Below are 24,245 nucleotides of genomic sequence, written 5' to 3' on the forward strand. Positions count from 1 at the left end.
CTCGGCGCCGCTCGTACGAGACGAGCAGCGGAGGCAACCGGCCGCCGCATGTGTGCGGCGGCGACGTTGAGAGTGCGCGGACCTGAGCCGCGCCGGCCGCCTTTACGTAGGAGGCGGCAGCCTCGTAACCCTGTTCAGTTCTCAAACAACTGACGCTTCCTTTGAGGGAGCCCGCTTCCACGGGGCCTCTCCGGGCGTTGACGCTGGTCAAGCGGTTGCCCTTTGGATCGGGGCGACTTCTCGCTAACTAGCTTGCACTAGTCTGCTGTGGTGCACAACCCTCGCGAGGTGATGCGCACTAGTTCGCTGTGGTGGGTACCCTCAAGGCATGACTGTCACAGGAGGGCCCAAGCCAAAGGCGGTGCAGGTCGCAGACGCGCTCCGCGACGACATCAAGAAGATGAAGCCGGGGGAGAAACTCCCCTCTCAGCGAGAGCTGATGGACCGCTTCGGGTACGCCAGTCAGACCATCCAGAACGGGCTAGCCGCACTCCGGACCGAGGGGTTGATCGTGTCGGCGGGGAACCTAGGCAACTTCGTCAGTGACGGGTCTGCCCCGGGTGGCGACGTACGCGATGACATCAAGGAAATCCGCTCCCAACTCAAGACGTTGACCGAACGGCTCGAAGCGCTGGAAAGCCGCTCCGTTCCGGGTGGCGCTTGATCTGCAACCAGCATGGGAGTCACGGAGCGTGTGAGGTAAGTGACAGCTAGGGGGCGGCGAAGGGGAGGTGGGGACATGTCCAGTGACACCCCCCTGTCCCCTTCCCTGTCCCCCCGGCCCGCGCGCAAGACTCGGAGCAGAGGCACTCAGAGGAGGGCGCATGACTGACGACAGGCCCGCATGGGCACGACGCATCGCTGCCGAGCGACAGGCACGCGACTGGTCACAGCGTGACGCGGTCAGGGCCCTGCGTGCGCACGCGCCCACGGAGCTGCCGGCAGACGACAGCATGATTCGCCAGTGGAAGCGCTGGGAGTCTGGCCAGGCACCGAACGACTTCTATCAACCGATCATCGCGGCCGTGTTCGGCACGGTGACGCACGCCCTCTTCCCCGCGCCGTCTCGTCGGGACGGGGACAAGGAGATCTTGGCAGCGAGCGGAATGGAGACTCTGGAGATCGTGAGTCGCCTGAACCGGTCCGACGTCGACAGCGCGACTCTCGATGCCCTCCGGATCACCACTGACCGCCTCTGCTCTGAGTACCCGTTCATGCCGAGCGGTCAGCTCCTCATCGAGGGGCGGCAGTGGCTTCGCCGCGTTGTCGACCTGCACACGAAGAGCCTCACGCTTGCCCAGCATCGCGAAGTGCTCGCACTGTCAGGTTGGCTCGCCCTACTGGTCGGCTGTGTCGAGTACGACTCAGGGGACCGTCACGCGGCGGAGTCGACGCGCCGCGCCGCTCTCTCGCTCGCGACGGAGTCCGACCATGGCGAGGTGGCCGGGTGGGCGCACGAGATGCGGGCGTGGTTCGCCCTCACGACCGGCGACTATCGCGGTGTCATCACGGCGGCACAGGCCGGAGCGGCGGCGGCACCGCACCATGGCGTGGCCGTGCAACTCGCGGGCCAGGAAGCCAAAGCGTGGGCACGACTCGGCGACCGCCGGCAGGTTGAGGTGGCCCTCGACAAGGGACGGCGACTCCTTGAGGGAATGCCGTATCCCGAGAACCTGGACAACCACTTCGTGGTGGACCCCGCCAAGTTCGACTTCTACTCGATGGACTGCTATCGGCTGGTCGGAGAGGACCAGCTCGCGCGGACGCTCGCAGAGGAGGTTCTGCGTGCCGGCACGGACTTCGACGGTACGGAGCGGTCCCCCATGCGGAACGCCGAAGCGCGGGTCACCCTGGGGGTCGCCGCAGCGCGAGACGGCGACCTCGAACAAGCCCTCATCCATGGCGAGCGGGCGCTACAGGGGGACCGGCAGTCCGTCCCCTCCCTCATCATGACCAGTCGAGAACTCGCGGCCGTCATGAGGCAGCGCTACAGCACCGAACCGGCTGCACAGGACTACCTGAACCACCTGCAAGACCTAGGCAGGGAGAAGCCGGGATTCCTCCCCTCCTGAGCGGCACGAACAGAAAACGGGCGCGGCCTCAATTGGAGGCCGCGCCCGTCTCTAATATCTGTCCGCGGGCCGACAGCCGCCACCAAATATGCATTGCGTTAACCCTCACGGACCTCCACTCAGCTTTCCCACGCAACAGTTGAGCCTGACTCCAATCTGACAGGGAAAGCCGAACATGAATCAGCCGCCTCCACCCTCATCATCCACAATTAGAGTTGGAATGAAAGAAAGCAGGTCGCGGTTTTCTTCGCTGTAGTCCATCAGCAGCTTAGCGACGAGGCTTTGCCCCTCCTCCGTCATTAGCTCATCAAGCGGACCGAAAACACGCTCAACAATAGGCCCCCACGTGTCGCGACGTTCCGGGGGTAGCGGCTTAGTAATCGTCCTATCAGTCAGGATCGTGGGCCGCTCAACTCCTGAAGTAGTCATCAGCACTCTGGTTTCCCAGATGCACGCAACGGGAACTACTCCAAAATTTGGAACAAAGGACTGCGACACCCCCCACAGCAGCCACTCCACGTCCGCGATAAACCAGACGCTATCGTTGATCCTGTGGCCGGTTACGTTAGAAACTCCGAGAAGTTCAGCATCGGGAGGGGCCACCCATCGGCGGAAAGTCACCCTTTTGAGCTGCCCCTTACGATCGAGCTTGGAGAGGAGCGTTGCCTGCTGGTAAGCACCCGTCCGCATCAACTTGATCGCCAATTCACCGATCGTTTGAGACAACCCATTGAGCGCTGCAGATGTTTCCGCGCTCAACTCGCTGGCCTGAACCTCCTCGGTAAGCGCCGAAATCACAGCATCCATGTCTGGCAGTATCTTAATGCGATCCCCCATACCCTGAAGATCGGCGTCCATGGGGGCGGGCCAATCAATCCCGTCACCAAAATCTTTAGAGTTTTTGGTGACGAAGTAAACTTGTTCGTGCGGATTTCTCCTCATGTAGTCGACCACGGAAAGCCAAATTGCTACATCCCTTGCACCCTCCTTCTTTTTCTCACCCTGCTTTTCCGTCAACTTCGCTGGCTTTTCGCCGTTAGCTTCTCGGACCAGAGCCTGAAGCGCCATTTCGCCAGTAGTGGGGATGAGATCGAATATCGCCTTGTACTGCCTCTCCCATCCTCCCTTTACCTCCTCAATGTCTAGGCCGCGATACGTTCCCTTAAACGCTGGCTCCAAGTCTGGGTGTCGACCGCGAACTCGCTTGACTGCGACTTCGGCCTTCTCGTAGGCATCTCGATACTCGATGACTTGTTGCGCAATCATTTCATGCAACACCATTTCTGGCACCGCAACCTTCGCCGTTCCGGAAGTCTTGATAATTCGCAACACATTGGCGTTACTCCCCTTCGGGTTCAACATTCGGACGGCGTTGGTGTCAAGAATCAGGATCATTGGTCTCCCCCCTAAATACGCAGCGCCACCCATGGGGCCGTGGCCTTAGCCGCTCCATCGTGGCGCCTGTCGCCGCGTGGTGCCACGCCTTTGCTGATCTTGTCTCGACAGCAAGCCGGTTGTTGTCCTGTTCTTTGTCCAGTGCGCCGACGGCCGCCGTCGTTCGCCGCCGTACGCGCACCCCTCCTGACCTGCCCCATGAACCCCTACGAACGCCCCTGTACGGCCATACGCACAGTTGGAAAGCGTGTTGGGGGCAACCCCTCACGAGTTCGAATCTCGTATCCTCCGCCATTGCTCTCACCGGGCAATACGTCGAAGGGCCCCACCGCTTGCGGTGGGGCCCTTCGACGTTCTGTGGTTGCGTAGCGGCTACTCGACTGGGAGGTCCTTCACATGACCAGTAAGTTCACCGAGCTTGCGATCGACTGTGCCGACCCCGACACTCTCGCCCGGTTCTGGTGTTCCGTCCTCGGCTACGAGGTGCACGACCGGGAGGACGGGCTCGTCACCATCGGCTCCCCCGAGGTGCCCGAGGGCAAGGACCGCCTCGGCCCGGTGCCACCGGCGCTCACCTTCGCGCGCGTGCCCGAGGGCAAGGCCGTCAAGAACAGGCTCCACATCGACGTCAACCCGACCGACAGGGAGCAGGACGAAGAGGTCCGTCGCCTGCTCGACCTGGGTGCCCGGCACGTCGATGTCGGGCAGGGCGATGTGAGCTGGGTCCCACTTGCCGACCCGGAGGGGAACGAGTTCTGCGTCCTTGCGGGCCGCCGCCCCTGACCGGAGCGCGCACGTCGCTTCCCGGCTCAGGGTTCGTCGGGGTTGGCGACGATGAGTTGTGCGGCCTCGGGGATGCTGTCGGGGCGTACGGCGCGGGCCATCGCGGCACGGGCCGCTTCGGGCTCCGATTCGGGAGGCACGACCAGGAGGACGAAGAGGTCCTCGTCGTCGCGGGTGACGAGTGCGGTGCCGTCACCGACCTGGTGGGCGTCGAGATGCACGACCCGGTCGTCGATGATCAGGCGGGTCGGCAGCTCTTCCCAGGCGTCGGAGTCGAGGCCGACGCGCGTGATGGGGCCGAGGTGCGAGGTCAGCTCCGCGACCAGGGCGGGCAGTTCGGCCGTGATGTCGTGGGACCGGGGCCACCAGGCGCCGTCCAGGAGCCCTTCGCGGGACTGGGTGGTCTCCAGCCTCAGCGGGGCCGTTCCGGGTTCAGCCTCCGGATGGGGGGCGTCCGGCAGAAGCACTGGGGGCTGGTGGGGGGTGTCGGATTCAGCCATGGTGGTTCGCCCGCCTCGGTCGTACGGCCGACGCCCACCGAGCGGCCGTGCCGATGTCGGGGCGTGCGTCGACCGGCGCGATGCCGTCGTAGCTTTACGGTAACCCCGGGGGCCGCGGCCCGCCGCGGCCGGAGTTACGGTTAAAGCAGTGGAAAGCGGGAGGTGACGGCCATGGAGGCGATCATCCTCATCGGCGCCATCGTCCTCGTGACCCTCATGGGAATGCGCCTGATCCACCGGATCAACGCCCGGCACGACGCACACATCGCCTCGCACACCTTCAGCGATCCCATGCCGGGTGTCGGCAGACGGAGCCGCAAGAACCACCGGCGGATCCCCGACGACGCGTCCGGCCCGGTCGACCGCAGCTGACAGGGACGACGCCCGTCCGTCATTCGTCCCGCCGTGGCGCCAGGTGTCCCACCACTTCCGTCAGGTCTCTCACCGCCTGTTCGATCTTCTGGCGGACGCTCTTCTGTTCGGTGACGATCGCCGCGAGCAGGAGGCCGGTGAGCGCGGCCGAGCCGTTGAGGGCCTGGAGGTTGACCATGACCTCGAAGAGGGTGTGGTGGGCGAACGGGCCGACGTGGTCGGTGGCCGCGGAGATCCCCAGTACGGACACGAACAGCACGCACGGCGCCGCTCCCGCGAGCTGGAAGCGCAGCGCCGCCCACGTGAGCAGCGGGAAGACGAGGAAGAGCAGGGCGAGTGGGCTTCTCGTGGCCAGGGGTGTGATGACGGCCGCGGTCACCAGCAGGGCCGCTGCCTCCGGCCACCGGCGGGTGTTCCAGGGGGGCCGGGCCCTGCTCAGCGCGATCAGCAGCGGGGTGCCGACGAGTACGCCCATGGCGTCGCCGGCCCACCACGCCGCCCACACCGTCCAGAACGCGCTCCACTCCAGACTGCCGCTGAGCACCAGCACGCACGTGCCCACGGTGGCGCTCAGCAGTATCGGCAGCAGTCCGCCCAGGAAGACCAGGGCGACCCCGTCCCGCAGCCGGTCCAGCTCGAGGCGGAAGCCCACCTTGCGCAGCAGCACGCAGGCACACATCGGGGCAAGGGTGTTCGCGGCGACGATCGCGAGGTCGGACAGGCGCAACGGGTTGATCGAGTCGATGAGTAAGAAGGCGCCGAGCGCGATGCCCGGCCAGATCCGCAGGCCCATCCAGAGCAGACAGGTGACGGCGACGCCCGTCGGGAGCCAGAGCGGGGTGACGACCGCGCCTTCGAGGGCGATCCGCTGCCACAGGCCGAGCCGTCCGGTCGCGTAGTAGGCGGCGGCGACGGCGAGAATCCTCAACAGGGCCTCGGAGAGGCGTCGGAGTTCCTCGGTGCGCACCACTGGATCACACAATCACTCCCGTTCCGTGGCGGAGCGTGACACGCGCTGCCGGGGGCCCGCTGTCACCCGGGCAGGACGGGTGGCGGGTCGTGGCACAGGACGAGTACCGCGGAGTCGTCCTGGTGGCCGGTGCAGTCGGCGACCTCCATCACCGCGGCGGCAAGTTCCGCGGCGTCGGCGCCCGCCCCGGCCGCGACGACCCGGGCCACGCGCTCCAGGCCCGCCTCGATCGGGAACGAGGGCCCTTCGACCACGCCGTCGGTGACCAGGACGTAAGCCCCCGCCGTCGAGAGGCGGTGCCGGGTGACCGGGTACTCGGACCCGGGCAGCATGCCGAGCGGCAGCCCGCCCTCGTCCGTCGAGACGCCGTACCGGCCGTCGACCGTGGCCCAGATGGCGGGGACGTGGCCCGCGCGGGCGGACTCAAGGACCCAGGTCGTCGGGTCGAAGCGGATGAAGCTGCAGGTGGCGAAGAGTTCGTGGCGCATCGACAGCAGCAGGTCGTTGGCCTGGGCGAGCGCCTCGCCCGGGTCCGGGGCGAAGGCGGCCACGGCGCGCAGGGCGATGCGGATCTGCCCCATGAAGGCGGCGGCCTCGACGTCGTGGCCCTGGACGTCCCCGATGGAGAACCCGAGGGCGCCGTCAGGGGTGGCGAACCCGTCGTACCAGTCCCCGCCGATGTCCAGGCCGTGGCGGGCCGGCGAGTAGCAAGCGGCGGTCCGCAGTCCCGGCAGGGCGGGCAGCGAGACGGGGAGCATTTCACGCTGGAGGGCTTCCGCCAGTTCGACCCGGGCGTGCTGGAGTTCCGCCCCGGCGCGTGCCTGTGCGGCAAGGCGGCCGAGCCTGGTCAGCAGGTCGTCGGCGCTCTCGGGCTGGCTGGGACGACGCTGCGTCATGGACCGCTCCGGTTACGGAAAACCCCGGCTTCATCATATTTGCGTGGCGTCTCCACCGCCGCTCAGCTCCTGGACCTCGCCGTACGTCGGTGCCACGGGGGCCACATCCCGGCCCGCCCGTACGCCGAGCGCCGCCGTGACCGCGGCGCCCAAGGCCGCGCGGAACAGGAGCGAGCCGAGGCTGACGCGGCGGACGCCCAGGGCGGCGAGCTCGGGGACGGTGGGGCCCGTGGGGGAGTAGAGGATGTTGAGGGGGATGCCGGACGGGCGCAGGTGCGCCACCAGTGCGGTGATCGCGGCCGGGTCGGTCAGGCCCGGTACGAAGACTCCGTCGGCGCCCGCCTGCCGGTAGGCGTCGAGCCGGCGGCGGGTCTCCGGCTCCGGCGCGGTCCGCGGGTCCGGAAGCCAGTACGTGTCCGTGCGGGCGTTGACGAACAGGTCCGGTACGGCGGCCTTGACCGCGGCGATCTTCGCCGCGTGGACGGGGGCCGGGGTGAGGGTGCCGTCGGCCCTGCCGTCCTCCAGATTGATCCCCACCGCGCCCGCCTGCGCCAGCTCACGGGCGAGGCCGGCGACCTCGGCCGGGTCGTCGCCGAACCCGCCCTCCGCGTCCACGGACAGCAGGAACGCGTCCCCGCCCAGGCGGCGGGCCAGGCGCAGGGTCTCCTCGCGGGTGGCCGCGGCGCCGTCGGGCAGCCCGGCCGCGGCGGCCACGCCAAGGCTCGTCGTACCGATCGCGGTGAACCCCTGCCCGGCGAGCGCGGCGGCGGAGGCGTGGTCCCAGGCGTTGGGGAGGAGGAGGGGGCCGCCGGGGTCGTGGTGCAGGGCTTCGAAGGCTGCGCAGGCGGGCTGGTTCATCGGGGGGTCGTCCCTTCGAGGGTGCCGGCCGCGAGGGCCACGCCTCCGGCGGGCGCCGCGGGCGCGACGGCCGGGACCGGGGCGGGAACGAGGCAGGGGTCCGCCGGCGCCCGGCGCATGTCCTCGTACCGGTTGAACCGGTATCGCTGTGTCATGCAGCGCACGCTAGGCGCGGAACCGTTCGGCGCCGGCCGAAGCGTCCGGGAGCGGCGGGCGCCCCTCAGTCGTTGACCGCCGTAAGGAGCACCGCCGCGTCCGTGACCGCGCGCAGCCCGTGCCGTTCCTGCGGGAGCGCGTGGAGCCGGCCCTCGTGGAGCGTCACGTCGCCCGAGGCCGCTGTCAGTACGACCTCGCCCCGCAGCACCTGGAGTGTCGCGGCGGGAGGCGCGTTGTGCTCCTCCAGAACTTCGCCCGCCGTCAGGGCGATCACGCTTTGCCGGAGGGTCTCCTCGCGGAGCAGGAGGTGCGCGCTGCGGCCGTGGGGGGAGGTCCGGGCGGCGGCGACATGCTTGTCGGCGAGAGCGTTCAGGTCGTACGTCGTGGTCATGCTTCCAGCGTCCCCCGGGGACCCGGCCCCCGCCACAGGCACGAGACATCTCCCCGGTCCCGGACCCCGCCACAACCACGTGAAGCCCCTACCTCCCGCAGTGCTCCGCCACCAGGTCCGCGAAGGCCCTCGCCAGTGGGGTCAGCGTGGACCAGCGCCGGACCGCCCAGCCGACCGCGAGTGGCGGCAGGTCCGGTACGGGGACCAGGACCGGGCCGCCCGCGCGGTCGGGGTCGCGCCAGCCGGGCAGTTCGGGGACGAGCGCGTGGCCGAGGCCCAGTTCGGCGAGGTGCACGGCGGTGGCCCAGTCGGCGACGCCCGCGTCCGACCCGGCCGGCCTGACGATCCCGAGCCCGCTGAAGTGCCGGTCGAGATGGGAGCGCGACGTGGACTGTTCGGGCGGCCTGATGAGGTGGGCGGCGGCCAGGTCACCGGGGCCGATCCGGGTCCGGCCGGCCAGCGGGTCGTCGGGGCGCACCGCGAGGACCCAGGGGAGTTCGACGACGGGGCGCTGCTCGACGCCGCGTTCCGGCGCGCCGATGGTGACCCACGCGAGGTCGAGGTCGTGCGCGGCGAGCGCCTCGTAGGCACTGTGGCTGGAGCTGACCGTCTGGAATTCCAGGCTCGCCTGGGGGTGGCGGCGCCGGAAGCCGACGATGGCCCCGGACATGAAGTGGCGCACGGTCGTCGCGCCCGTGGTGACGCGCACCGCGCCGCGCTCGCCGCGGGCCAGGTCGCGCAGGCGGCGCAGCGCGACATCGATGCCGCCGATGCCCTCGGCGGCCGCGGTCTGCAGGATGCGCCCCGCGGCGGTCGGCAGGACACCGCGCGCGTGCCGTTCGAGGAGGCTGACGCCCACCTCCCGTTCGAGGCGCCGGATGTGCTGGCTCACCGCCGACTGCGTGCAGGAGAGGTCGCGGGCGACGGCGCTGAGGCTGCCCGCCGCGCACACGGCGACGTAGACGCGGAGATCGTCGAGGGTCACGGCGCCAACGTAGCCATTCGGTCGCCCCCAAGCCAGACCTTGGAACTTCCCAAGAAATGGCGAGGATTGACTTGGGTGTCCGCCTCCGAAACGATCTCGGATGTGGATGCACTTGAAGCAGTGGCCGTCGGAGCGGCCGGTGTCGCCGCCGGCGCGATCAACGCGGTGGTCGGCTCCGGAACGCTGATCACCTTCCCTACGCTCCTCGCGTTCGGCTATCCGCCGGTACTCGCCAACGTGTCGAACAACATCGGCCTCGTGCCGGGCGTGCTCAGCGCCGCGTACGGCTACCGGCGCGAGCTGAAGGGGCAGAAGAAGCGGCTGCTCCGCTTCGGCACGGCCTCGCTGATCGGCGGGCTCACGGGCGCGCTGCTCCTGCTGAAGCTGCCCGCCGACGCGTTCACGGCGGTGGTGCCCGTGCTCATCCTGGCCGCCTGCGTCCTCGTCGTGCTCCAGCCCCGGCTCAGCCGCTGGTCGAAGAAGCGCCAGGCCACGGCTACGCGCGCCGACGGCGGCGTCCCGATGTGGTTCGGGGTGCTCGGGACGGGTGTCTACGGCGGCTACTTCGGCGCCGCCCAGGGCGTGCTGCTCATGGGCATGTTCGGCAGCTTCATCCACGACGACCTCCAGCGCCTCAACGCGGCGAAGAACGTCCTGGCCTCGATCGTGAACGGGGTCGCGGCGGTCATCTTCATCGCCGTCGCCGACGTCGACTGGGCGGCGGCCGCGGTGATCGCCGTCGGCTCCACGCTGGGCGGCCTGACCGGCGCGAAGTTCGGCCGCAGGCTGCCCCCGGCGGTCCTTCGCGCGGTGATCGTCGTGGTCGGCGTCACCGCCTCGGTGATCATGCTCGTACGAGGCTGAGCCCGCGGGCCGTCAGCGCTTGAGGAAGGCGATCCGGGCGCGCTTCTCCGGGAGAAACACCTCCGGCAGGTCGATCTCCGGGAGCACGATCTCGGGGCCGAGTTCGAAGCCCGCGCGCTCCAGGAGCGCGACCGCCTTCGCGTTGCGCGCGTCGGGCTCGACCACGATCCGCCGCTTGCCGTGCCCTTCGAGCGCGTACGCGATGAGGACGGTCATGAGCGCTCCGGTGAAGCCGCTGACGGCGCCGTCCCCGGCCGGGGCGATCAGGAAGTGCACGCCGATGTCGCCGTCCTCGACCTCGTAGCACTCGCTGACCCGGTCGGCCTCGGGCTCGTACGTCTGGAAGAGCGCGACGGGTTCGCCGTTGAGGCGGACGAGGTGGGCGTGGTGCGTGGTGAGCGAGTCGAGGTGCTCGTACGTCTCGCGCACCTGCTCACGGCTCGCGCCCTCCATACCCCAGAACCGGGCGCGCTCCTCGCGTACCCAGCCGTGGAGCACGTCGAGGTCGGCGGCGGGGTCGACCGGGCTGACGCTGACGGTGCCGAACCCTTCGACGGTCTGCTCGTACACGCGGTGCTCCTTCTGATGAGGGTGGTCTTCCTGATGAGGGTGGTCTTCTCTGGTGAGGCGGGCCCAGTCCGTGACTACGGGGACCAGTTCGCCCCGCAGCCACAGGGGAAGCTGGTCGCGGCGGTGCGGCGAGCCGGGGATCCCGCAGGCGCCGAGCGGAACCACCCACAGGCTGTTCGCGCGGTCGGCGACGTCCCACACGTAGCGGGCGGCCGGGCCGCGGGCGCTGAGGTCGGTGACGCCGGGGACGCTCGACGTGGACAGGACGCAGTCGTGGTCGCCGGGCAGGCCCGGACCGACCTCATCGCCGTCAGGGAGTGCCCGCCAGGCGGCGAGCCGGTGCCGGTCGCCCCAGGTCTCGCCGGTCGCCGTGGCCCCGGCGGCTTCCTCGACCGCCTCGCGGACGACCGTCTCCCGGTCGACATCAGGGAATTGACTGGTCGTCAGCAGCGTCTCCAGCGCGAACGCGATACGCGGCGCGAGGGCCAGCCACGGCCGGAAGACCTCCGGGTACGCCTCCCCCATCCCCGCGAGGGGCGCGAACGCGGAGTGCGCGGCAAGCTTCCGTACGACCGCCGCCCGCACCCGCGCGTACGCGGCGGCGTCCGCGCTGTCCGCGTCCATGTGCCGGTCCCAGGCGAGCAGCCGCCTCCTCAGTGCCGCCGCTTCGGGGCCGAGGCCGTCGAGGCGTGCCACCAGGTCGAGCAGCGGGCGGGCGGAGGCGAGGCGGGTGTCGGTGTGGACGGTGGCCATGCCGGGCGCCGTCCACTCCTCCCGCGCGTCGAGCAACTCCCGTATACGGTCGGCCCGATGCGGCGGCGCGAACTCGATGCCGAGGGGCGCGGCCAGGCCCCGCTGGTTCGCCATGACCGCGACGGTGCCGACCGGCTCGCGGGGCATCTCGCGCAGGCCGCGCCAGGCGTACCGGGGCTCGTGGGCGGGGACGACGCGGAGCAGGTTCTCGGGGTCGCGCTCGGGCACGGCGCCCGCGACGCGGTGCAGGAGACCGCCCTCGGTGTCGGCGGCCTGGACGACGTTGACGGGCTCGGCCCAGCGGTCGAAGGCCCGGTCCACGTCGCCGACGGTGCGGGCGCGGAGCAGGGCGGGCAGCGCGGCGAAGCCCAAGTCCTCGCGTACGCGCGGTGGCTGGCGCAGTGCAATGCCCTCGCCCTCGTCGGGTCCGCCGATGACGACCGTCCCGCGTTCGGTCTCGACCACCTCGACCTCCTGCGGCCGCCCGCCCGCCACCTCGAAGGTCTCCACGCTGCGAGACGCAGGCCGCCACCCGTCGGGGCCGAACGCCTCCACGCCGCCGTCCGGGAGCCGCCGCAGCCGCTCGCGGTACAGGTCCTGGTAGTCCGCCATCGCGTTGGTGATCGCCCAGGCGACGGTTCCGGTGTGGCCGAAGTGGCCGATGCCGGGCACGCCGGGGACGGCGAGGCCCACGACGTCGAAATCCGGGCAGGCGAGCCGTATCTGCTGGTAGACGCCCGGGGCCTCGATGTAGCGGTGCGGGTCGCCGGCGATCAGGGGGCCGCCGGTGGCGGTGCGGTCGCCGGTGACGAGCCAGCCGTTGCTGCCGGAGGTGCCGGGGCCGTCCGTGGCGAAGAGGCCGACGGCTCCGGGCCCGATGCGGCGTACGACCTCGTCGCGCCAGAGCTTGCCGGGCAAGCCGGTGAACAGGATGTGCGTGGACAGCCAGATGCCGAGGGGGGTCCAGGGCTGCCAGTGGCCCGGTTCGAGGCCGGCGCGGGCGAACTCCGGTGCGGAACCGCCGAGTTCTCGCAGTCCGGCGTCGACCCCGGCGACGTACGCGTCGAGCCAGCCGCGCGTCTCCTCGTCGAGCGCGCGGTAGCAGCGCCGGGCCGTGTCGTCGATACGGGCCTGCCGGGCGAACCGGTCCCAGCCGGCGGCCTCCTGCCCGAGGAAGGCGGCGGAGGTGCCCTGCGAGCGGTGCCGCTCGACCTCGATCTGCCAGGCCCGGTCGGCGGCGGCGTTGCGCCCCTGGGCGTGGGCCAGTTCCCGCGCGCTGTCGGCACGGAGGTGGGGTATGCCCCACTCGTCCCGGTAGACCTCGACGCTCACGCTTTCCCCGCCCCGCCTTCACCCGCCCTGCAGATTAGGGCAGCCTAACCTAAGCCGGAAAGGGGTGCGCCCCGGCCCACGCCGCGCGATCATCGACACATGGACGCCACTCTTCACCTCGCCCAGGAGCCGGACGCCGACGCACTCCTCGGCCGCAGCCCCCTGGCCGCGCTCGTCGGCATGCTGCTCGACCAGCAGGTACCGATGGAGTGGGCGTTCGCGGGCCCGCACACGATCGCCCAGCGCCTGGGCGCCGACGATCTCGACGCGCACGAGATCGCCTCTCACAACCCCGAGGCCTTTGCCGAGCTGCTGTCCACCAAGCCGGCCGTGCACCGCTACCCCGGCTCGATGGCCAAGCGGATCCAGCAGCTGTGCCAGTACCTCGTCGAGCACTACGACGGGGACGCGAGCGCCGTCTGGGACGGCGTCAAGGACGGCAAGGAACTGCTCAAGCGCCTCAACGACCTGCCCGGCTTCGGCACACAGAAGGCCCAGATCTTCCTGGCCCTGCTCGGCAAGCAGCTCGGGGTGCGCCCCAAGGGCTGGCGCGAGGCCGCGGGTGCGTACGGCGAGGCGAAGTCCTTCCGGTCGGTCGCCGACATCACGGGACCCGAGTCGCTCACGAAGGTGCGGGCGCACAAGCAGGAGATGAAGGCGGCGGCGAAGGCGGCCAAGGCCGCGGGGAAGTAGGGCCCGAAGCAGGTCCCGAAGCAGGTCCCGCCGCGCGTCAGCACACGCCGCGTCCCGTAGCCCATGAGGGCGGATCTCGTCCGCGTTGATCGTCTTCGGGGCGCCACCGGGGGACATTTACGTCCATGAGCACGCGCGCCTCCCCAGCGGGCGCGGGCCGCCGCACCGCGCGACGGCCCGCGTGGGCCCGGACGTTGCTCGTCCTCCTCACCCTGCTCGGCGCGGCGTTCGCGTCCACGGTCCCGTGCGCCGAGGCGGCGCCCTCGCACGCCGCGTCCACCTCCACCGAACCCGGCGAGCTCCACCAGGACGCCCCCGACACCGCGCTGCGCCTGCCGACGGGGCACGCCACTCGCCTCCCCGCCGAACGCGCCACCCACGTGCTCCCCGCGCGCCCTCCCGCGCCACCCGAGCGCCCCCGTGCGCCCCGCGCCACCCTCAACTCCCTGAACGCCCTGCGCTGCGTCGTCCTGCGCTGCTGACAGTCCGGCTCCGCCCTCCCGGCGGACCGAGCCTGCACACCCCCCACGCACGACAAGGACGACACCCCCATGCCCATCGACCCTTACGCGGTCCTGCGCGCCCTCCTGCGCGCCGAAGCGGTACGCGACGGTCGCGCCGTACGCCCCGCACGCGAGACCCCGGAGCCCACGCCCCCGACCGACGACAAGGCACAGGACACGGACCCGCAGGACCGCACCTGAGCCGCCCGCACAACAAAGGTCCCGGCCCCGCACCCGCGGGACCGGGACCACCACCGAGACCGTTACCTCCGCCGCGTCCCGAACAGCGACCGCGAGATCTCCCGCCCCAACTGCGTACCGACCGACCGGGCAAGCGACTTGAAGATCCCGCTGCCCACCACCTGTTCCACGACCGACGCGTCCTCCTTGGGCTTCCCACGCCCCCCAGAACCCCGCGCCACCGCCTTCTCCGCCTTCTCCGCCTTCTCCGCCTCCGCGGCCTGCGCCTCGACGTCCTTGCGCGCCTGCGTCTCGGCCTCCTGGGCCGTCAGCTTCTCGTACGCGGACTCACGGTCGACGGCGTTCGCGTAGCGCGAGTACAGGACCGACTCCTTCACGGCCTTGTCGAGCGCGGCCGCGTCGATGGGCCCCATCAGCGACTCGGGCGCCCGCAGCCGGGTCGCGGCGACCGGCGTCGGCGCACCCTTCTCGCTCAGCACGGTGACCACGGCCTCCCCCGTACCGAGCGAGGTCAGCAGCTCCTCGAGGTCGTACGCGGAGTGGGGGAACGTCCTGGCGGTCGACTTCAGCGCCTTCTGGTCGTCGGGCGTGAAGGCGCGCAGCGCGTGCTGGACCCGGTTGCCGAGCTGGGCGAGGACGTCGGACGGCACGTCTTTCGGCGTTTGAGTCACAAAGAACACGCCCACGCCCTTGGACCGGATCAACCGCACGGTCTGCGTGATCGCCTCCAGGAACGCCTTCGACGCGCCGCTGAAGAGCAGATGCGCCTCGTCGAAGAAGAAGACCAGCTTCGGCTTCTCCACATCGCCGACCTCGGGAAGGTCCTGGAAAAGATCGGCGAGCAGCCACATCAGGAACGTCGAGAAGAGATGCGGCTTGTCCTGCACGGCGGGCAGTTCGAGTACGGAGACCAGGCCGCGGCCGTCCGGGGCCGTGCGCAGCAGCTCGCTGCTGTCGAACTCGGGCTCGCCGAAGAAGTCGCCCATGCCCTGCTGCTCGAACGCGGTCAGGGCGCGCAGGATCACGCCCGCCGTCGTGGTGGAGAGCCCGCCGATGGTCTTCAGTTCCTGCTTGCCCTCGTCGGAGGTGAGGAACGTGACGACCGCGCGCAGGTCCTTGAGGTCGACGAGTTCGAGGCCCTTCTGGTCCGCGTAATGGAAGATCAGGCCGAGCGACTGCTCCTGCGTCTGGTTGAGCTGGAGGCACTTGGAGAGCAGGACCGGGCCGAAGCCGGTGATGGTGGCCCGCAGGGGGATGCCGGAGCCGATGCCGCCGAGCGCGTAGAACTCGCTCGGAAATCCGGTCGCCCGCCACTCCTGACCGACCTCGGCCGACCGCTGCGACACCCTGTGGCCCGGCTCGCCCGGGGCCGAGATGCCGGAGACGTCGCCCTTGATGTCGGCGAGGAAGACGGGGACGCCCTGCGCGGCCAGCTGCTCGGCGACGAGCTGGAGCGTCTTGGTCTTGCCGGTGCCGGTGGCGCCCGCGACGAGGCCGTGCCGGTTGAGCATCCCCAGCGGAATCCGGATCTGCGCGTCCGGCAGGCACCGGCCGTCCCACACGAGCGCGCCGAGATCGAGGGCGGGCCCGGCGAAGGCGTACCCGGCGGCGATCTCCAGGGCGGGGGCGGGGAGAGCGGGGGCCGTGGTGACGGGCTCGGGGCCGGTGGTCCCGGTGGGGGAAGCTTCACCTGTCCCGCCCGGGGCTGAGGAAGCGGCGGTTCCGGGCGTCAACCCGGCGCCCGCGCCTACCCCTGATGAAGGCTTCGCATTCGCCGGCCCGGCCGGGATCGGCTCGCTGTCACTCATTTCTGGCCCCTGTCCCCGGATTGAGTGTTCCCGGTTTGCCCGTGTTTAGGACGTCATTTCCCAGACTCGCACTCCGTCTCCATGGCTGCGCCCGGAGAGCCGGGCCCGGTAGGCTTTCCGTGTGATCTTCAAGCGCATCGGAAACGGCCGGCCGTACCCCGACCACGGCCGGGAAAGCACCCGGCAGTGGGCGGACGTCGCGCCGCGCCCGGTCCGCCTCGATCAGCTCGTGACGACCAAGGGCCAGCTCGACCTCGAGACGCTCCTCGCCGAGGACTCGACGTTCTACGGCGACCTCTTCGCGCACGTCGTGAAGTGGCAGGGCGACCTGTACCTCGAGGACGGCCTGCACCGCGCCGTGCGCGCCGCGCTCCAGCAGCGCCAGGTGCTGCACGCCCGCGTCCTCGAGCTGGGCTGAGCCGCGGGCCGCGCGCCCGCGTTGACCCTTTCGGGTAGTCCCCGGCGTGGGCCAATGATCATTTAGTAGGAATCACCGCCGGGGCGCACTACGCTGCGCCCATGAGCATGCTCACTCCCCCCGGCATGGGCGGCAAGTACCGCATCACGGGAGACAAATACCCGCGTATGCGCCGGAGCCGCGGGCGCAGCAGGATCGTGCTCGCCGTCGTTGCCTCCGTCGTGGCGGTCGGCCTGATCGGCTGGGGCACTCTGCAGCTGATCGACGTCTTCACCGGCGGCGGTGACAAGGCCTCGGCCGCGGGAGCCACCGGCGACTGCCGGACGAAGACCTCGGCGTCGCCCTCGGCGAGCCCGAAGATCCTGCCGAAGCCCGGCCAGGTCACGGTCAACGTCCTCAACGCCACGCCCCGCAGCGGCCTCGCCAAGCAGACGGCGGACGAGCTGAAGAAACGCGGCTTCGCCATCGGCGACGTGGGCAACGCGACGAAGGCGTACGACAAGAAGGTCAAGGGCCCCGGGCTGCTGCTCGGCGCCAGGGCCGCCACCGACGCGGCGCTGCCGGTCCTCGGCACGCAGCTCGCCGGCGCCGAGCTGAAGACCGACACCCGCGCCAAGCCGGCCGAGGTCGACCTGATCATCGGCACCGCGTTCAAGCAGCTCACGACGAAGGCGGACGCCGACAAGGCACTGGCCGCGCTGGCCAAGACCTCACCGACGTCCGCCACGTCGAAGAAGCACTGCTGAACTGAACCGAAGCAACGAGATCCCGTACGGGGTGGCTACTCGGCCGCCCCGTACATCCGGTCGCCCGCGTCGCCGAGGCCCGGGACGATGTACCCGTTCTCGTTGAGCCGCTCGTCGACCGAGGCCGTCACGACCGTCACCGGCGTACCGGCGAGCTCGCGCTCCATGATCTCCACACCCTCGGGGGCGGCGAGCAGCACCACAGCCGTCACGTCGTCCGCGCCGCGCTTGATCAGCTCCTGGATCGCCGCGACGAGCGTGCCGCCGGTGGCCAGCATCGGGTCGAGGACGTAGACCTGCCGCCCGGAGAGGTCGTCGGGCATGCGCGTCGCGTACGTGGACGCCTGGAGCGTCTCCTCGTCACGCACCATGCCGAGGAAGCCCACCTCGGCGGTCGGCAGCAGCCGCACCATGCCGTCGAGCATGCCGAGACCGGCCCGCAGGATCGGCACGACCAGGGGCCGCGGGTAGGAGAGCTTCACGCCGGTCGTGCCCGAGACGGGGGTCTCGATGTCGACCAGCTCGGTGCGCACATCCCTGGTGGCCTCGTACGCGAGCAGGGTGACCAGCTCGTCGGCGAGGCGCCGGAAGGTCGGGGAGTCGGTGCGCTTGTCGCGCAGCGTGGTGAGTTTGTGCGCCACCAGCGGGTGGTCGACGACGTGGATCCGCATGTCCTCAACAGTAACCGGGTCCGGGGCGCCCTCGTGCTGGCATCAAACCCGCCATCGGAGGGAAAGTCGGAAGGACCGACCGGGGGTGGTGTGTCTATGCCGGATCAGGGCCGGCGCGACCGCCGACAGGACCCGGAGCCGGAGGACGCCGAGGACGGGCGCAGACGGCTCCGGGCCCAGTTTCTGCGGGAACTCGCGGAGTCGCGCGAGCTGCGCGACCGGGTCCGGCCACGCCGTGCCAGGGCGGCACGAATGCGGCAGCAGATGCGCATGCGCACGTTCCGCTGGTGACGCCGCGCGAACACAGCGGGCGGAAGACCTCTCCTGAAGCGATGGTTTCTGCCACGATTCCGATTGGGCGGGGCTCGGAACTGCACACCCCGCCTCCCGAGTCCGCCGGGGGGAACCCCAACCGGCACACCTGAGACCAGTGGGAGAGTCACGGTGTACTTCGCCGCACTGCTCGCGCGCACCGAAGACGGGTGGGAAGCGAGCGATACAGAGCTCGACGACGTGGAGGCCCTGTCGGATCTGACCGACCTGGCCCGTGAAGCCTCGGCCGGTGCCGAGGACGACACAGTGCTCGTCTTCATCGAACAGGAGGACGCCTGGTTCGGCGTCGTCCGTGTGGACGGCGAGGAGGACCCTCGCATCTACGTCTCCGACGCGGCCGCGGCCGCCCGGAGTTCGTACGGCGAGATCCTGCTCACCGACGAACTGCTCGGAAAGGATCCCGACCAGGACGAGCTGGACGCCCTGGATCTCGACGGGACCGAGGACGGCGAGCCCGACCCGGCCGACGAGGACGAGGCCGGGGACGACGACGCGGCGGATCCCGCCGCCGAGGCCGTGCCCCCGGGCCCGATCGGGGACCGGCTGATCCTCGCCGACCTCGGAGTCTCCGAGAAGGAGCTCCTCGCCCTCGACACCAACGACGCCCTCAGCGAGATCGCCGAGGTCCTGGGAGCGGCGGAGGTCCTCGAAACGGTCCGATAGGTCCCACCCGTCCACCATTTGTCCATTTCTCCACGACGATGCCGGTGCCGGCCGCGGTCGGCTACATTCCGCCCGTGAGCACCGCAGACCAGGCACCGGACCCCGTACGCGATCCCTGGCGGCAGGCCATGCGCCTCGCCGTCCGGGAGGCGCGGCTCGCCGCCGAGGGCGGTGACGTGCCCGTCGGGGCCGTCGTGCTCGCCCCGGACGGCACGACCGTGCTCGCCTCGGGGCACAACGAGCGCGAGGCGACCGGCGACCCGACCGCGCACGCGGAGGTGCTCGCGATCCGGCGGGCGGCCGCGGCGCTCGGGGAGTGGCGGCTCACGGGGTGCACGCTCGTCGTGACCCTGGAGCCGTGCACGATGTGCGCGGGCGCCCTCGTGCAGTCCCGGGTCGACCGGGTCGTCTACGGGGCGCGCGACGAGAAGGCCGGGGCGGCCGGGTCCCTGTGGGACGTCGTCCGCGACCGGCGCCTCAACCACCGCCCCGAAGTGATCGAGGGCGTGCTCGCCGACGAGTGCGCGCAGCAGCTCACCTCCTTCTTCCGGGACCGCTAGCCGGAGCCTCCGGAAAACGCTCCGGACGGGCTCCCGGATACGGATTTCAGACCACGGCCCAACTTGGGCTAGGATCTCTCTCGGTAGCGTGTCCGAGCGGCCGAAGGAGCTCGCCTCGAAAGCGAGTGTGGCGCAAGTCACCGTGGGTTCAAATCCCACCGCTACCGCTGACAACGCCCCTCTTTCCCGGGTCACCGGAGAAGAGGGGCGTTCTGCATGTCCCGCCATGTCCAGCCGCACGCAGACCGATCGGGCAAAACGCCCCGCCCACCGGGCCGTTGGCGTCGAAAACCGGATAACCGGTTGAACAGACGTCCGGGATACACTCACGCCCGGCACAGGGGCCACACGGGATGCGGGCAATGGGGAGGCCAGAGCGTGGTGCAGACGAAAAAGATAGGTCTCTTCGTCGTCGTCGTGTTCGTCCTCTACGTGATCATCACCGACCCGGCCAAGGCCGCGGACTACGTCCAGATAGGCTTCGAGGGCGTCTCGTCCGCTGCTCAGAGCATCGGCGACTTCATGACCTGGGTCGTCAACGGCGGCGGGAACTGAGCGACCTCGTCAGCGTCTGCAAGGAGTGCCCGTGATCCGCCATCTGGTCCTCTTCAAGCTCAATGAGGGCGTCCAGCGCGACGAGCCTCGCGTCGTCGAGGGCGTCAAGGCCTTCCGCGCACTCGGTGAGCAGATCCCGGAGCTGACGTTCTGGGAGTGCGACTGGAACATCACCGACCGCCCCATCGCCTACGACTTCGCCATCAACTCGGCGGTCGAGGACACCGATGCGCTCAAGCGGTACATCGAGCACCCGGCCCACCAGGCGGGTGTCGCGCAGTGGCGCGAGTTCGCCACGTGGGTGATCGCGGACTACGAGTTCTGAGCGAATCGCACGACGAAGCGGCCCTTCACCGGAACGGTGAAGGGCCTTTCTGTGCCTCTATGCCCCAACTTGCCCTTCAACACGTAGTTATGCGGTGCTTGCACACAGTGCACCTGTCTTGTGATGCTATGACCGCTTTTGACGGATGAGTTGATGGACGAGCTGACGGAGACAGAGGTGACGTTGACCGTGCCGGCCAGTACAGCGCCTCAAGCACCGCCCGCGAAGAGTCGGGGCGCCGACACCCGTGCGCTGACCCAGGTCCTCTTCGCCCAGCTCAAGGACCTGCTGCCGGGGACTCCCGAGCACACCAGGGTGCGCGCCGCCCTCATCGAGGCCAACATCCCGCTCGTGCGGTACGCGGCGGCCCGCTTCCGCAGCCGCAACGAGCCGATGGAGGACGTCGTCCAGGTCGGCACGATCGGGCTCATCAACGCGATCGACCGCTTCGACCCCGAGCGCGGCGTGCAGTTCCCGACGTTCGCGATGCCGACCGTCGTCGGCGAGATCAAGCGCTACTTCCGCGACAACGTCCGCACGGTCCACGTGCCGCGCCGGCTCCACGAGTTGTGGGTGCAGGTGACCGGCGCGACCGAGGACCTCACCACGGCGTTCGGGCGCACCCCCACCACCGCCGAGATCGCCGAGCGCCTGCGCATCGGCGAGGACGAGGTGCTCGCCTGCATCGAGGCGGGGCGCTCGTACCACGCGACCTCGCTGGAGGCGGCCCAGGAGGGCGACGGGATGCCCGGCCTGCTCGACCGGCTCGGCTACGAGGACCCGGAGCTCGACGGCGTCGAACACCGCGACCTCGTACGGCATCTGCTCGTTCAGCTGCCCGAGCGTGAGCAGCGGATCCTGCTGCTGCGCTATTACAGCAATCTGACGCAGTCCCAGATCAGCGCGGAATTGGGCGTTTCCCAGATGCATGTGTCAAGACTGCTGGCCAGAAGCTTCGCACGGCTCCGATCCGCAAACAGGATCGAGGCGTAACCGGAACGAGTGGAGTGCCTTTCTCGGCACTTCCCCGCCGAAATACGTCAGTTCCCCGCCACACCCCCCTTTTCCTGCACCGATTCACCCCATCCATGTCGACATGTCACTACAGCGTGTTGCCGACATGTGACATTCTGCGGGAACCGCGTTTGCCGCAGCCCCGCCTCCGGTATTCAGGTGGAGGCTGCGTTCCTTCCAGACGGGAGCGCCCGCCGCGACCGTCCGCGACCTCAAGGGGGTGGCATGTCCGCAGTCCAGGGCAGCTCGAAGGTGCTCACGCTCAGCAAGAGCGCGTCAGCGCCCGACGTGCTTCACAGCCCGCCTGTATCCGGGGCTTCCGAAGCCATCGACACCCGCACCCTGTCCCGCTCCCTCTTCCTGCGGCTCGCCGCACTCGACGAGAACAGCCCCGAGCGTGGCTACGTACGGGACACCCTCATCGAGCTGAACCTCCCACTGGTCCGGTACGCCGCGGCCCGCTTCCGCAGCCGGAACGAACCGATGGAGGACATCGTCCAGGTCGGCACGATCGGCCTGATCAAGGCGATCGACCGCTTCGACTGCGAACGCGGCGTGGAGTTCCCGACGTTCGCGATGCCGACCGTCGTCGGCGAGATCAAGCGCTTCTTCCGTGACACGTCCTGGTCGGTGCGCGTGCCGCGCCGGCTCCAGGAGCTGCGGCTCGCGCTGACCAAGGCGAGCGACGAGCTGGCCCAGAAGCTGGACCGCTCGCCGACCGTGCCCGAGCTGGCCGCGGTGCTCGGCGTCTCCGAGGACGACGTGGTCGACGGGCTCGCGGTGGGCAACGCCTACACCGCCTCCTCCCTCGACTCCCCGGCGCCCGAGGACGACGGCGGCGAGGGCTCGCTCGCGGACCGCCTCGGCTACGAGGACACGGCCCTGGAGGGCGTGGAGTACCGCGAGTCGCTCAAGCCGCTGCTCGCCAAGCTCCAGCCGCGCGAGCGCCGCATCATCATGCTGCGCTTCTTCGCGAACATGACGCAGTCACAGATCGGCGAGGAGGTCGGCATCTCGCAGATGCACGTGTCGCGCCTGCTCACGCGGACGCTGTCGCAGCTCAGGGAAGGCCTGATCGCCGACTGACGCGCCGTGCGCGCCGCCGGTGCCGTTGACGGGGTTCCGAATTGACGGACCGTCAGACACACTGACGCGATGCGACGAGCATCGATACGCGGCCGCCGAGGCGCCCTGACGGGTGCGACGGCGGCCGTGGTCTGCCTGGGCGGTCTCCTTGCGGCGTGCGGGAGTTCCGGCGGCGGTGACGGTTATGTGGCGGTCGGCGCGGCCGGTGCCACGCCCGAGCGGACGCCGGGGCGCACGGTGGCGCCGACCGGTGATGTGGAGCTGGTGCCGCTGGACGGGGCCGACCCGGATCCGCCGGTTCCGTCGGAGGGCGGGACGGGCGGCGCCGAAGGCGGCGGCGGCAAGTCCCCCGGTGGCGACGGCAGTTCAGGAGACACGGGCGCCGGAGCCGAAGCACGTACCGACGGTGGCTCCGGGGCGTCCGAGGCGCCGGGGCCCGACGGGTCCGGGTCGCCGTCCACCGGCGGCTCCGGCGCGGGCGGCTCCGCCGGCGGCAGTCCCGGCGGCGGGTCGACGACCACGCCGTCCGCCCCGGACACCGGGACCCCGAGCGGGCCCGCCGCCCTGAAGGTCGGGGACCCGGAGCGCGAGGCCGCGGACAAGCGGTGGTGCGAGGACGTCACCCTGGACATGGTCAACACCGGTGGTACCGCGGTGCGTTCGGGCACGGTGACGTTCGGGACGCACATCATCGGCGCCCTCGGCATCGACTGGGCCACCGTCGAGTCCACCCAGGACCTCCCCGTGCCGATCGACGCGGGGAAGCGGAAGAAGAAGACCTGGACGGTGTGTGTCGACGCCTGGCGGGTGCCGCTCGGCATGCACGTGGAGACGCGGGACGTCTCCGTCAAATGGAAGTGAACGGCTCTCGCGCGAGAGCCGCGATGACCTACTTGAGGGCCAGCCAGGCCACGCCGGCCACGATGACGACGGCGAGCACGATGCCGAGAATCAGACCGGCGCCGGGTCCCGACTTCGCCGGGGCGGCCTGCTGGCGCGACGGCGAGGCAGGTTCGTCGACGAAGGCGCGGAACATCTGGGTGCTCCCCGCGGGGTCGTAGTTGCCTTCGGGGGCCGGGCCCTGGGGGTTGTGTGCCATGGGGAAGGACCCTAGCGAATACGTGCGGGCGACGCCACACCCACGCTGAGCTGCGGCTTTACATGTGCAACCCCTCCCCTTTACCGGGTTTTTAGGCTCGTACACCCCTTTTCGTTTGCCTGCGGCAACCAACTGTCTCTATGGTTGCCCTAAGCAACGAACGTAGGAGGTGCCGTGGCCGAGCAGAGTCAGTACGAACAGCTCGCCCGACAGTTCAGTGCCTTCGGTGCCGTCAAACGAGACCTCGCGCGGTCCCTGCCGCACGACTGTCCGGCCGGTTCGGCCGCGGTCCTCATGCTTCTCGGCCAGTACGGCGAGATGCGGATGAGCCGCCTGGCGGAACTGCTCGCCGTAGACATGTCCGTGACCAGCCGCCACGTGGCGCACGTCGCCGAACGCGGCTGGATCGACCGGTCGCCCGACCCCGCCGACAAGCGCTCCCGCATCCTCAGCCTCACCGACCAGGGCGCGAAGCAGATCGAGCTGCTCTCCGAGCGTTCGACCGAACTGCTCGCCTACCGGTTGAGCGACTGGTCCGACGACGAGGTCGGGCAGCTGATCGCGATGATGAGCCGGCTCCGCGACAGCTTCGGCGACTGCCGATACACGCCGCGACTCGCGCAGGCACTTCCGGATGCCACCGAAGAGACCACCCGTACACCCGCGTAAGTAA

The 24,245-nt window shown here is 69.9% G+C and carries 31 protein-coding genes and 1 tRNA gene; 20 read left to right on the forward strand and 12 right to left on the reverse strand.

Annotated elements, in window-relative coordinates; genetic code table 11:
• The first annotated feature begins 328 nt into the window (after nucleotides 1–328).
• The gene (locus CG723_RS43540) at nucleotides 329–664 is read left to right on the forward strand and encodes a winged helix-turn-helix domain-containing protein (protein ID WP_234374843.1); all 336 of its coding nucleotides are present in this window, start codon (nucleotides 329–331) and stop codon (nucleotides 662–664) included.
• Nucleotides 665–1,025: 361 nt separating this feature from the next.
• Nucleotides 1,026–2,072: a tetratricopeptide repeat protein gene (locus CG723_RS43545; RefSeq protein ID WP_234374844.1), complete on the forward strand. Its 1,047-nt coding sequence runs from the start codon at nucleotides 1,026–1,028 to the stop codon at nucleotides 2,070–2,072.
• 180 nt (nucleotides 2,073–2,252) lie between these two features.
• On the opposite strand, the gene CG723_RS46670 is transcribed toward CG723_RS43545, so the two are convergent.
• The gene (locus CG723_RS46670; protein ID WP_159032688.1) at nucleotides 2,253–3,467 is read right to left on the reverse strand and encodes a PIN domain-containing protein; all 1,215 of its coding nucleotides are present in this window, start codon (nucleotides 3,465–3,467) and stop codon (nucleotides 2,253–2,255) included.
• Nucleotides 3,468–3,863: 396 nt separating this feature from the next.
• On the opposite strand from CG723_RS46670, the gene CG723_RS43555 reads away from it, so the two are divergent.
• The gene (locus CG723_RS43555; protein WP_100599106.1) at nucleotides 3,864–4,250 is read left to right on the forward strand and encodes a VOC family protein; all 387 of its coding nucleotides are present in this window, start codon (nucleotides 3,864–3,866) and stop codon (nucleotides 4,248–4,250) included.
• A gap of 26 nt (nucleotides 4,251–4,276) precedes the next feature.
• Here CG723_RS43555 and CG723_RS43560 read toward each other — a convergent pair whose 3' ends face one another.
• Nucleotides 4,277–4,750: a DUF5994 family protein gene (locus CG723_RS43560; RefSeq protein WP_100599107.1), complete on the reverse strand. Its 474-nt coding sequence runs from the start codon at nucleotides 4,748–4,750 to the stop codon at nucleotides 4,277–4,279.
• Between the two features lie 171 nt (nucleotides 4,751–4,921).
• Between CG723_RS43560 and CG723_RS43565 the strand changes: the two genes are divergently transcribed.
• Nucleotides 4,922–5,122 carry a hypothetical protein gene (locus tag CG723_RS43565; RefSeq protein WP_100599108.1) on the forward strand — a complete coding sequence of 67 codons (201 nt, stop codon included), beginning with the start codon at nucleotides 4,922–4,924 and terminating at the stop codon, nucleotides 5,120–5,122.
• 19 nt (nucleotides 5,123–5,141) lie between these two features.
• Here the strand turns inward: CG723_RS43565 and CG723_RS43570 are convergent, their stop codons facing one another.
• From CG723_RS43570 to CG723_RS43590, 6 genes are all read right to left on the reverse strand, one after another.
• A complete protein-coding gene (locus CG723_RS43570) occupies nucleotides 5,142–6,092 on the reverse strand; it encodes an MASE1 domain-containing protein (protein ID WP_100599109.1) in 951 nt (316 codons plus the stop codon).
• Between the two features lie 62 nt (nucleotides 6,093–6,154).
• A complete protein-coding gene (locus tag CG723_RS43575) occupies nucleotides 6,155–6,988 on the reverse strand; it encodes a PP2C family protein-serine/threonine phosphatase (protein WP_100599110.1) in 834 nt (277 codons plus the stop codon).
• Nucleotides 6,989–7,021: 33 nt separating this feature from the next.
• Complete coding sequence (locus CG723_RS43580) at nucleotides 7,022–7,846, reverse strand: isocitrate lyase/PEP mutase family protein (RefSeq protein ID WP_100599111.1); 825 nt, start codon at nucleotides 7,844–7,846, stop codon at nucleotides 7,022–7,024.
• Complete coding sequence (locus tag CG723_RS46675) at nucleotides 7,843–8,001, reverse strand: hypothetical protein (protein WP_159032689.1); 159 nt, start codon at nucleotides 7,999–8,001, stop codon at nucleotides 7,843–7,845. Before CG723_RS46675 ends, CG723_RS43580 begins: the two co-directional genes overlap by 4 nt.
• Nucleotides 8,002–8,066: 65 nt before the next feature.
• Nucleotides 8,067–8,393: a cupin gene (locus CG723_RS43585; RefSeq protein WP_100599112.1), complete on the reverse strand. Its 327-nt coding sequence runs from the start codon at nucleotides 8,391–8,393 to the stop codon at nucleotides 8,067–8,069.
• Nucleotides 8,394–8,481: 88 nt separating this feature from the next.
• On the reverse strand, nucleotides 8,482–9,378 hold the full coding sequence (locus CG723_RS43590; RefSeq protein WP_100599113.1) for a LysR family transcriptional regulator: 897 nt from the start codon (nucleotides 9,376–9,378) through the stop codon (nucleotides 8,482–8,484).
• Nucleotides 9,379–9,480: 102 nt separating this feature from the next.
• Here CG723_RS43590 and CG723_RS43595 point away from each other — a divergent pair, with 102 nt between their 5' ends.
• Complete coding sequence (locus tag CG723_RS43595) at nucleotides 9,481–10,242, forward strand: sulfite exporter TauE/SafE family protein (protein WP_100599144.1); 762 nt, start codon at nucleotides 9,481–9,483, stop codon at nucleotides 10,240–10,242.
• A 12-nt stretch (nucleotides 10,243–10,254) separates the two neighbouring features.
• On the opposite strand, the gene CG723_RS43600 is transcribed toward CG723_RS43595, so the two are convergent.
• Nucleotides 10,255–12,897: a GNAT family N-acetyltransferase gene (locus tag CG723_RS43600; RefSeq protein WP_100599114.1), complete on the reverse strand. Its 2,643-nt coding sequence runs from the start codon at nucleotides 12,895–12,897 to the stop codon at nucleotides 10,255–10,257.
• Nucleotides 12,898–12,996: 99 nt separating this feature from the next.
• Here CG723_RS43600 and CG723_RS43605 point away from each other — a divergent pair, with 99 nt between their 5' ends.
• From CG723_RS43605 to CG723_RS47195, 3 genes are all read left to right on the forward strand, one after another.
• Nucleotides 12,997–13,590, forward strand: coding sequence for an HhH-GPD-type base excision DNA repair protein (locus CG723_RS43605; protein WP_100599115.1), 594 nt, complete (start codon nucleotides 12,997–12,999; stop codon nucleotides 13,588–13,590).
• Nucleotides 13,591–13,715: 125 nt separating this feature from the next.
• Nucleotides 13,716–14,072: a hypothetical protein gene (locus tag CG723_RS43610; protein ID WP_159032690.1), complete on the forward strand. Its 357-nt coding sequence runs from the start codon at nucleotides 13,716–13,718 to the stop codon at nucleotides 14,070–14,072.
• Nucleotides 14,073–14,141: 69 nt separating this feature from the next.
• A complete protein-coding gene (locus tag CG723_RS47195; protein ID WP_199842118.1) occupies nucleotides 14,142–14,294 on the forward strand; it encodes a hypothetical protein in 153 nt (50 codons plus the stop codon).
• A gap of 62 nt (nucleotides 14,295–14,356) precedes the next feature.
• On the opposite strand, the gene CG723_RS43615 is transcribed toward CG723_RS47195, so the two are convergent.
• The gene (locus CG723_RS43615; RefSeq protein ID WP_100599117.1) at nucleotides 14,357–16,102 is read right to left on the reverse strand and encodes a helicase HerA-like domain-containing protein; all 1,746 of its coding nucleotides are present in this window, start codon (nucleotides 16,100–16,102) and stop codon (nucleotides 14,357–14,359) included.
• Nucleotides 16,103–16,223: 121 nt separating this feature from the next.
• Between CG723_RS43615 and CG723_RS43620 the strand changes: the two genes are divergently transcribed.
• Both CG723_RS43620 and CG723_RS43625 read left to right on the forward strand, forming a co-directional pair.
• Nucleotides 16,224–16,520, forward strand: a complete 297-nt coding sequence (locus CG723_RS43620) for a type II toxin-antitoxin system VapB family antitoxin (protein WP_003955420.1) — start codon at nucleotides 16,224–16,226, stop codon at nucleotides 16,518–16,520.
• Between the two features lie 101 nt (nucleotides 16,521–16,621).
• Nucleotides 16,622–17,266 carry a LytR C-terminal domain-containing protein gene (locus tag CG723_RS43625; protein WP_234374845.1) on the forward strand — a complete coding sequence of 215 codons (645 nt, stop codon included), beginning with the start codon at nucleotides 16,622–16,624 and terminating at the stop codon, nucleotides 17,264–17,266.
• Between the two features lie 35 nt (nucleotides 17,267–17,301).
• On the opposite strand, the gene upp is transcribed toward CG723_RS43625, so the two are convergent.
• Complete coding sequence (gene upp / locus CG723_RS43630) at nucleotides 17,302–17,937, reverse strand: uracil phosphoribosyltransferase (RefSeq protein ID WP_100599118.1); 636 nt, start codon at nucleotides 17,935–17,937, stop codon at nucleotides 17,302–17,304.
• A gap of 96 nt (nucleotides 17,938–18,033) precedes the next feature.
• Here upp and CG723_RS43635 point away from each other — a divergent pair, with 96 nt between their 5' ends.
• From CG723_RS43635 to CG723_RS43675, 9 genes are all read left to right on the forward strand, one after another.
• Nucleotides 18,034–18,228, forward strand: coding sequence for a hypothetical protein (locus tag CG723_RS43635; protein ID WP_100599119.1), 195 nt, complete (start codon nucleotides 18,034–18,036; stop codon nucleotides 18,226–18,228).
• Nucleotides 18,229–18,381: 153 nt separating this feature from the next.
• The gene (locus CG723_RS43640) at nucleotides 18,382–18,933 is read left to right on the forward strand and encodes a tRNA adenosine deaminase-associated protein (protein ID WP_100599120.1); all 552 of its coding nucleotides are present in this window, start codon (nucleotides 18,382–18,384) and stop codon (nucleotides 18,931–18,933) included.
• A 38-nt stretch (nucleotides 18,934–18,971) separates the two neighbouring features.
• Nucleotides 18,972–19,493 (forward strand): tRNA adenosine(34) deaminase TadA, encoded by a 522-nt coding sequence (gene tadA / locus CG723_RS43645; protein WP_100599121.1) that lies wholly within the window; start codon nucleotides 18,972–18,974, stop codon nucleotides 19,491–19,493.
• Between the two features lie 82 nt (nucleotides 19,494–19,575).
• Nucleotides 19,576–19,660, forward strand: a tRNA-Ser gene (locus tag CG723_RS43650).
• Between the two features lie 211 nt (nucleotides 19,661–19,871).
• Entirely contained in the window at nucleotides 19,872–20,048 is a 177-nt protein-coding gene (locus CG723_RS43655; protein ID WP_100599122.1) for a hypothetical protein, read from the forward strand.
• 31 nt (nucleotides 20,049–20,079) lie between these two features.
• Nucleotides 20,080–20,373 (forward strand): Dabb family protein, encoded by a 294-nt coding sequence (locus tag CG723_RS43660; RefSeq protein ID WP_100599123.1) that lies wholly within the window; start codon nucleotides 20,080–20,082, stop codon nucleotides 20,371–20,373.
• Nucleotides 20,374–20,526: 153 nt separating this feature from the next.
• Nucleotides 20,527–21,366 carry an RNA polymerase sigma factor SigF gene (locus CG723_RS43665; RefSeq protein WP_199842119.1) on the forward strand — a complete coding sequence of 280 codons (840 nt, stop codon included), beginning with the start codon at nucleotides 20,527–20,529 and terminating at the stop codon, nucleotides 21,364–21,366.
• Between the two features lie 246 nt (nucleotides 21,367–21,612).
• Complete coding sequence (locus CG723_RS43670; RefSeq protein ID WP_100599125.1) at nucleotides 21,613–22,473, forward strand: RNA polymerase sigma factor SigF; 861 nt, start codon at nucleotides 21,613–21,615, stop codon at nucleotides 22,471–22,473.
• 69 nt (nucleotides 22,474–22,542) lie between these two features.
• On the forward strand, nucleotides 22,543–23,334 hold the full coding sequence (locus tag CG723_RS43675; RefSeq protein WP_100599126.1) for a hypothetical protein: 792 nt from the start codon (nucleotides 22,543–22,545) through the stop codon (nucleotides 23,332–23,334).
• A 28-nt stretch (nucleotides 23,335–23,362) separates the two neighbouring features.
• On the opposite strand, the gene CG723_RS43680 is transcribed toward CG723_RS43675, so the two are convergent.
• Entirely contained in the window at nucleotides 23,363–23,572 is a 210-nt protein-coding gene (locus CG723_RS43680) for a hypothetical protein (RefSeq protein ID WP_100599127.1), read from the reverse strand.
• Between the two features lie 174 nt (nucleotides 23,573–23,746).
• On the opposite strand from CG723_RS43680, the gene CG723_RS43685 reads away from it, so the two are divergent.
• The gene (locus CG723_RS43685) at nucleotides 23,747–24,241 is read left to right on the forward strand and encodes a MarR family winged helix-turn-helix transcriptional regulator (RefSeq protein WP_100599128.1); all 495 of its coding nucleotides are present in this window, start codon (nucleotides 23,747–23,749) and stop codon (nucleotides 24,239–24,241) included.
• Nucleotides 24,242–24,245 lie beyond the last annotated feature (4 nt).

The organism is Streptomyces sp. CB01635 (assembly GCF_002803065.1).
Classification (GTDB): domain Bacteria; phylum Actinomycetota; class Actinomycetes; order Streptomycetales; family Streptomycetaceae; genus Streptomyces.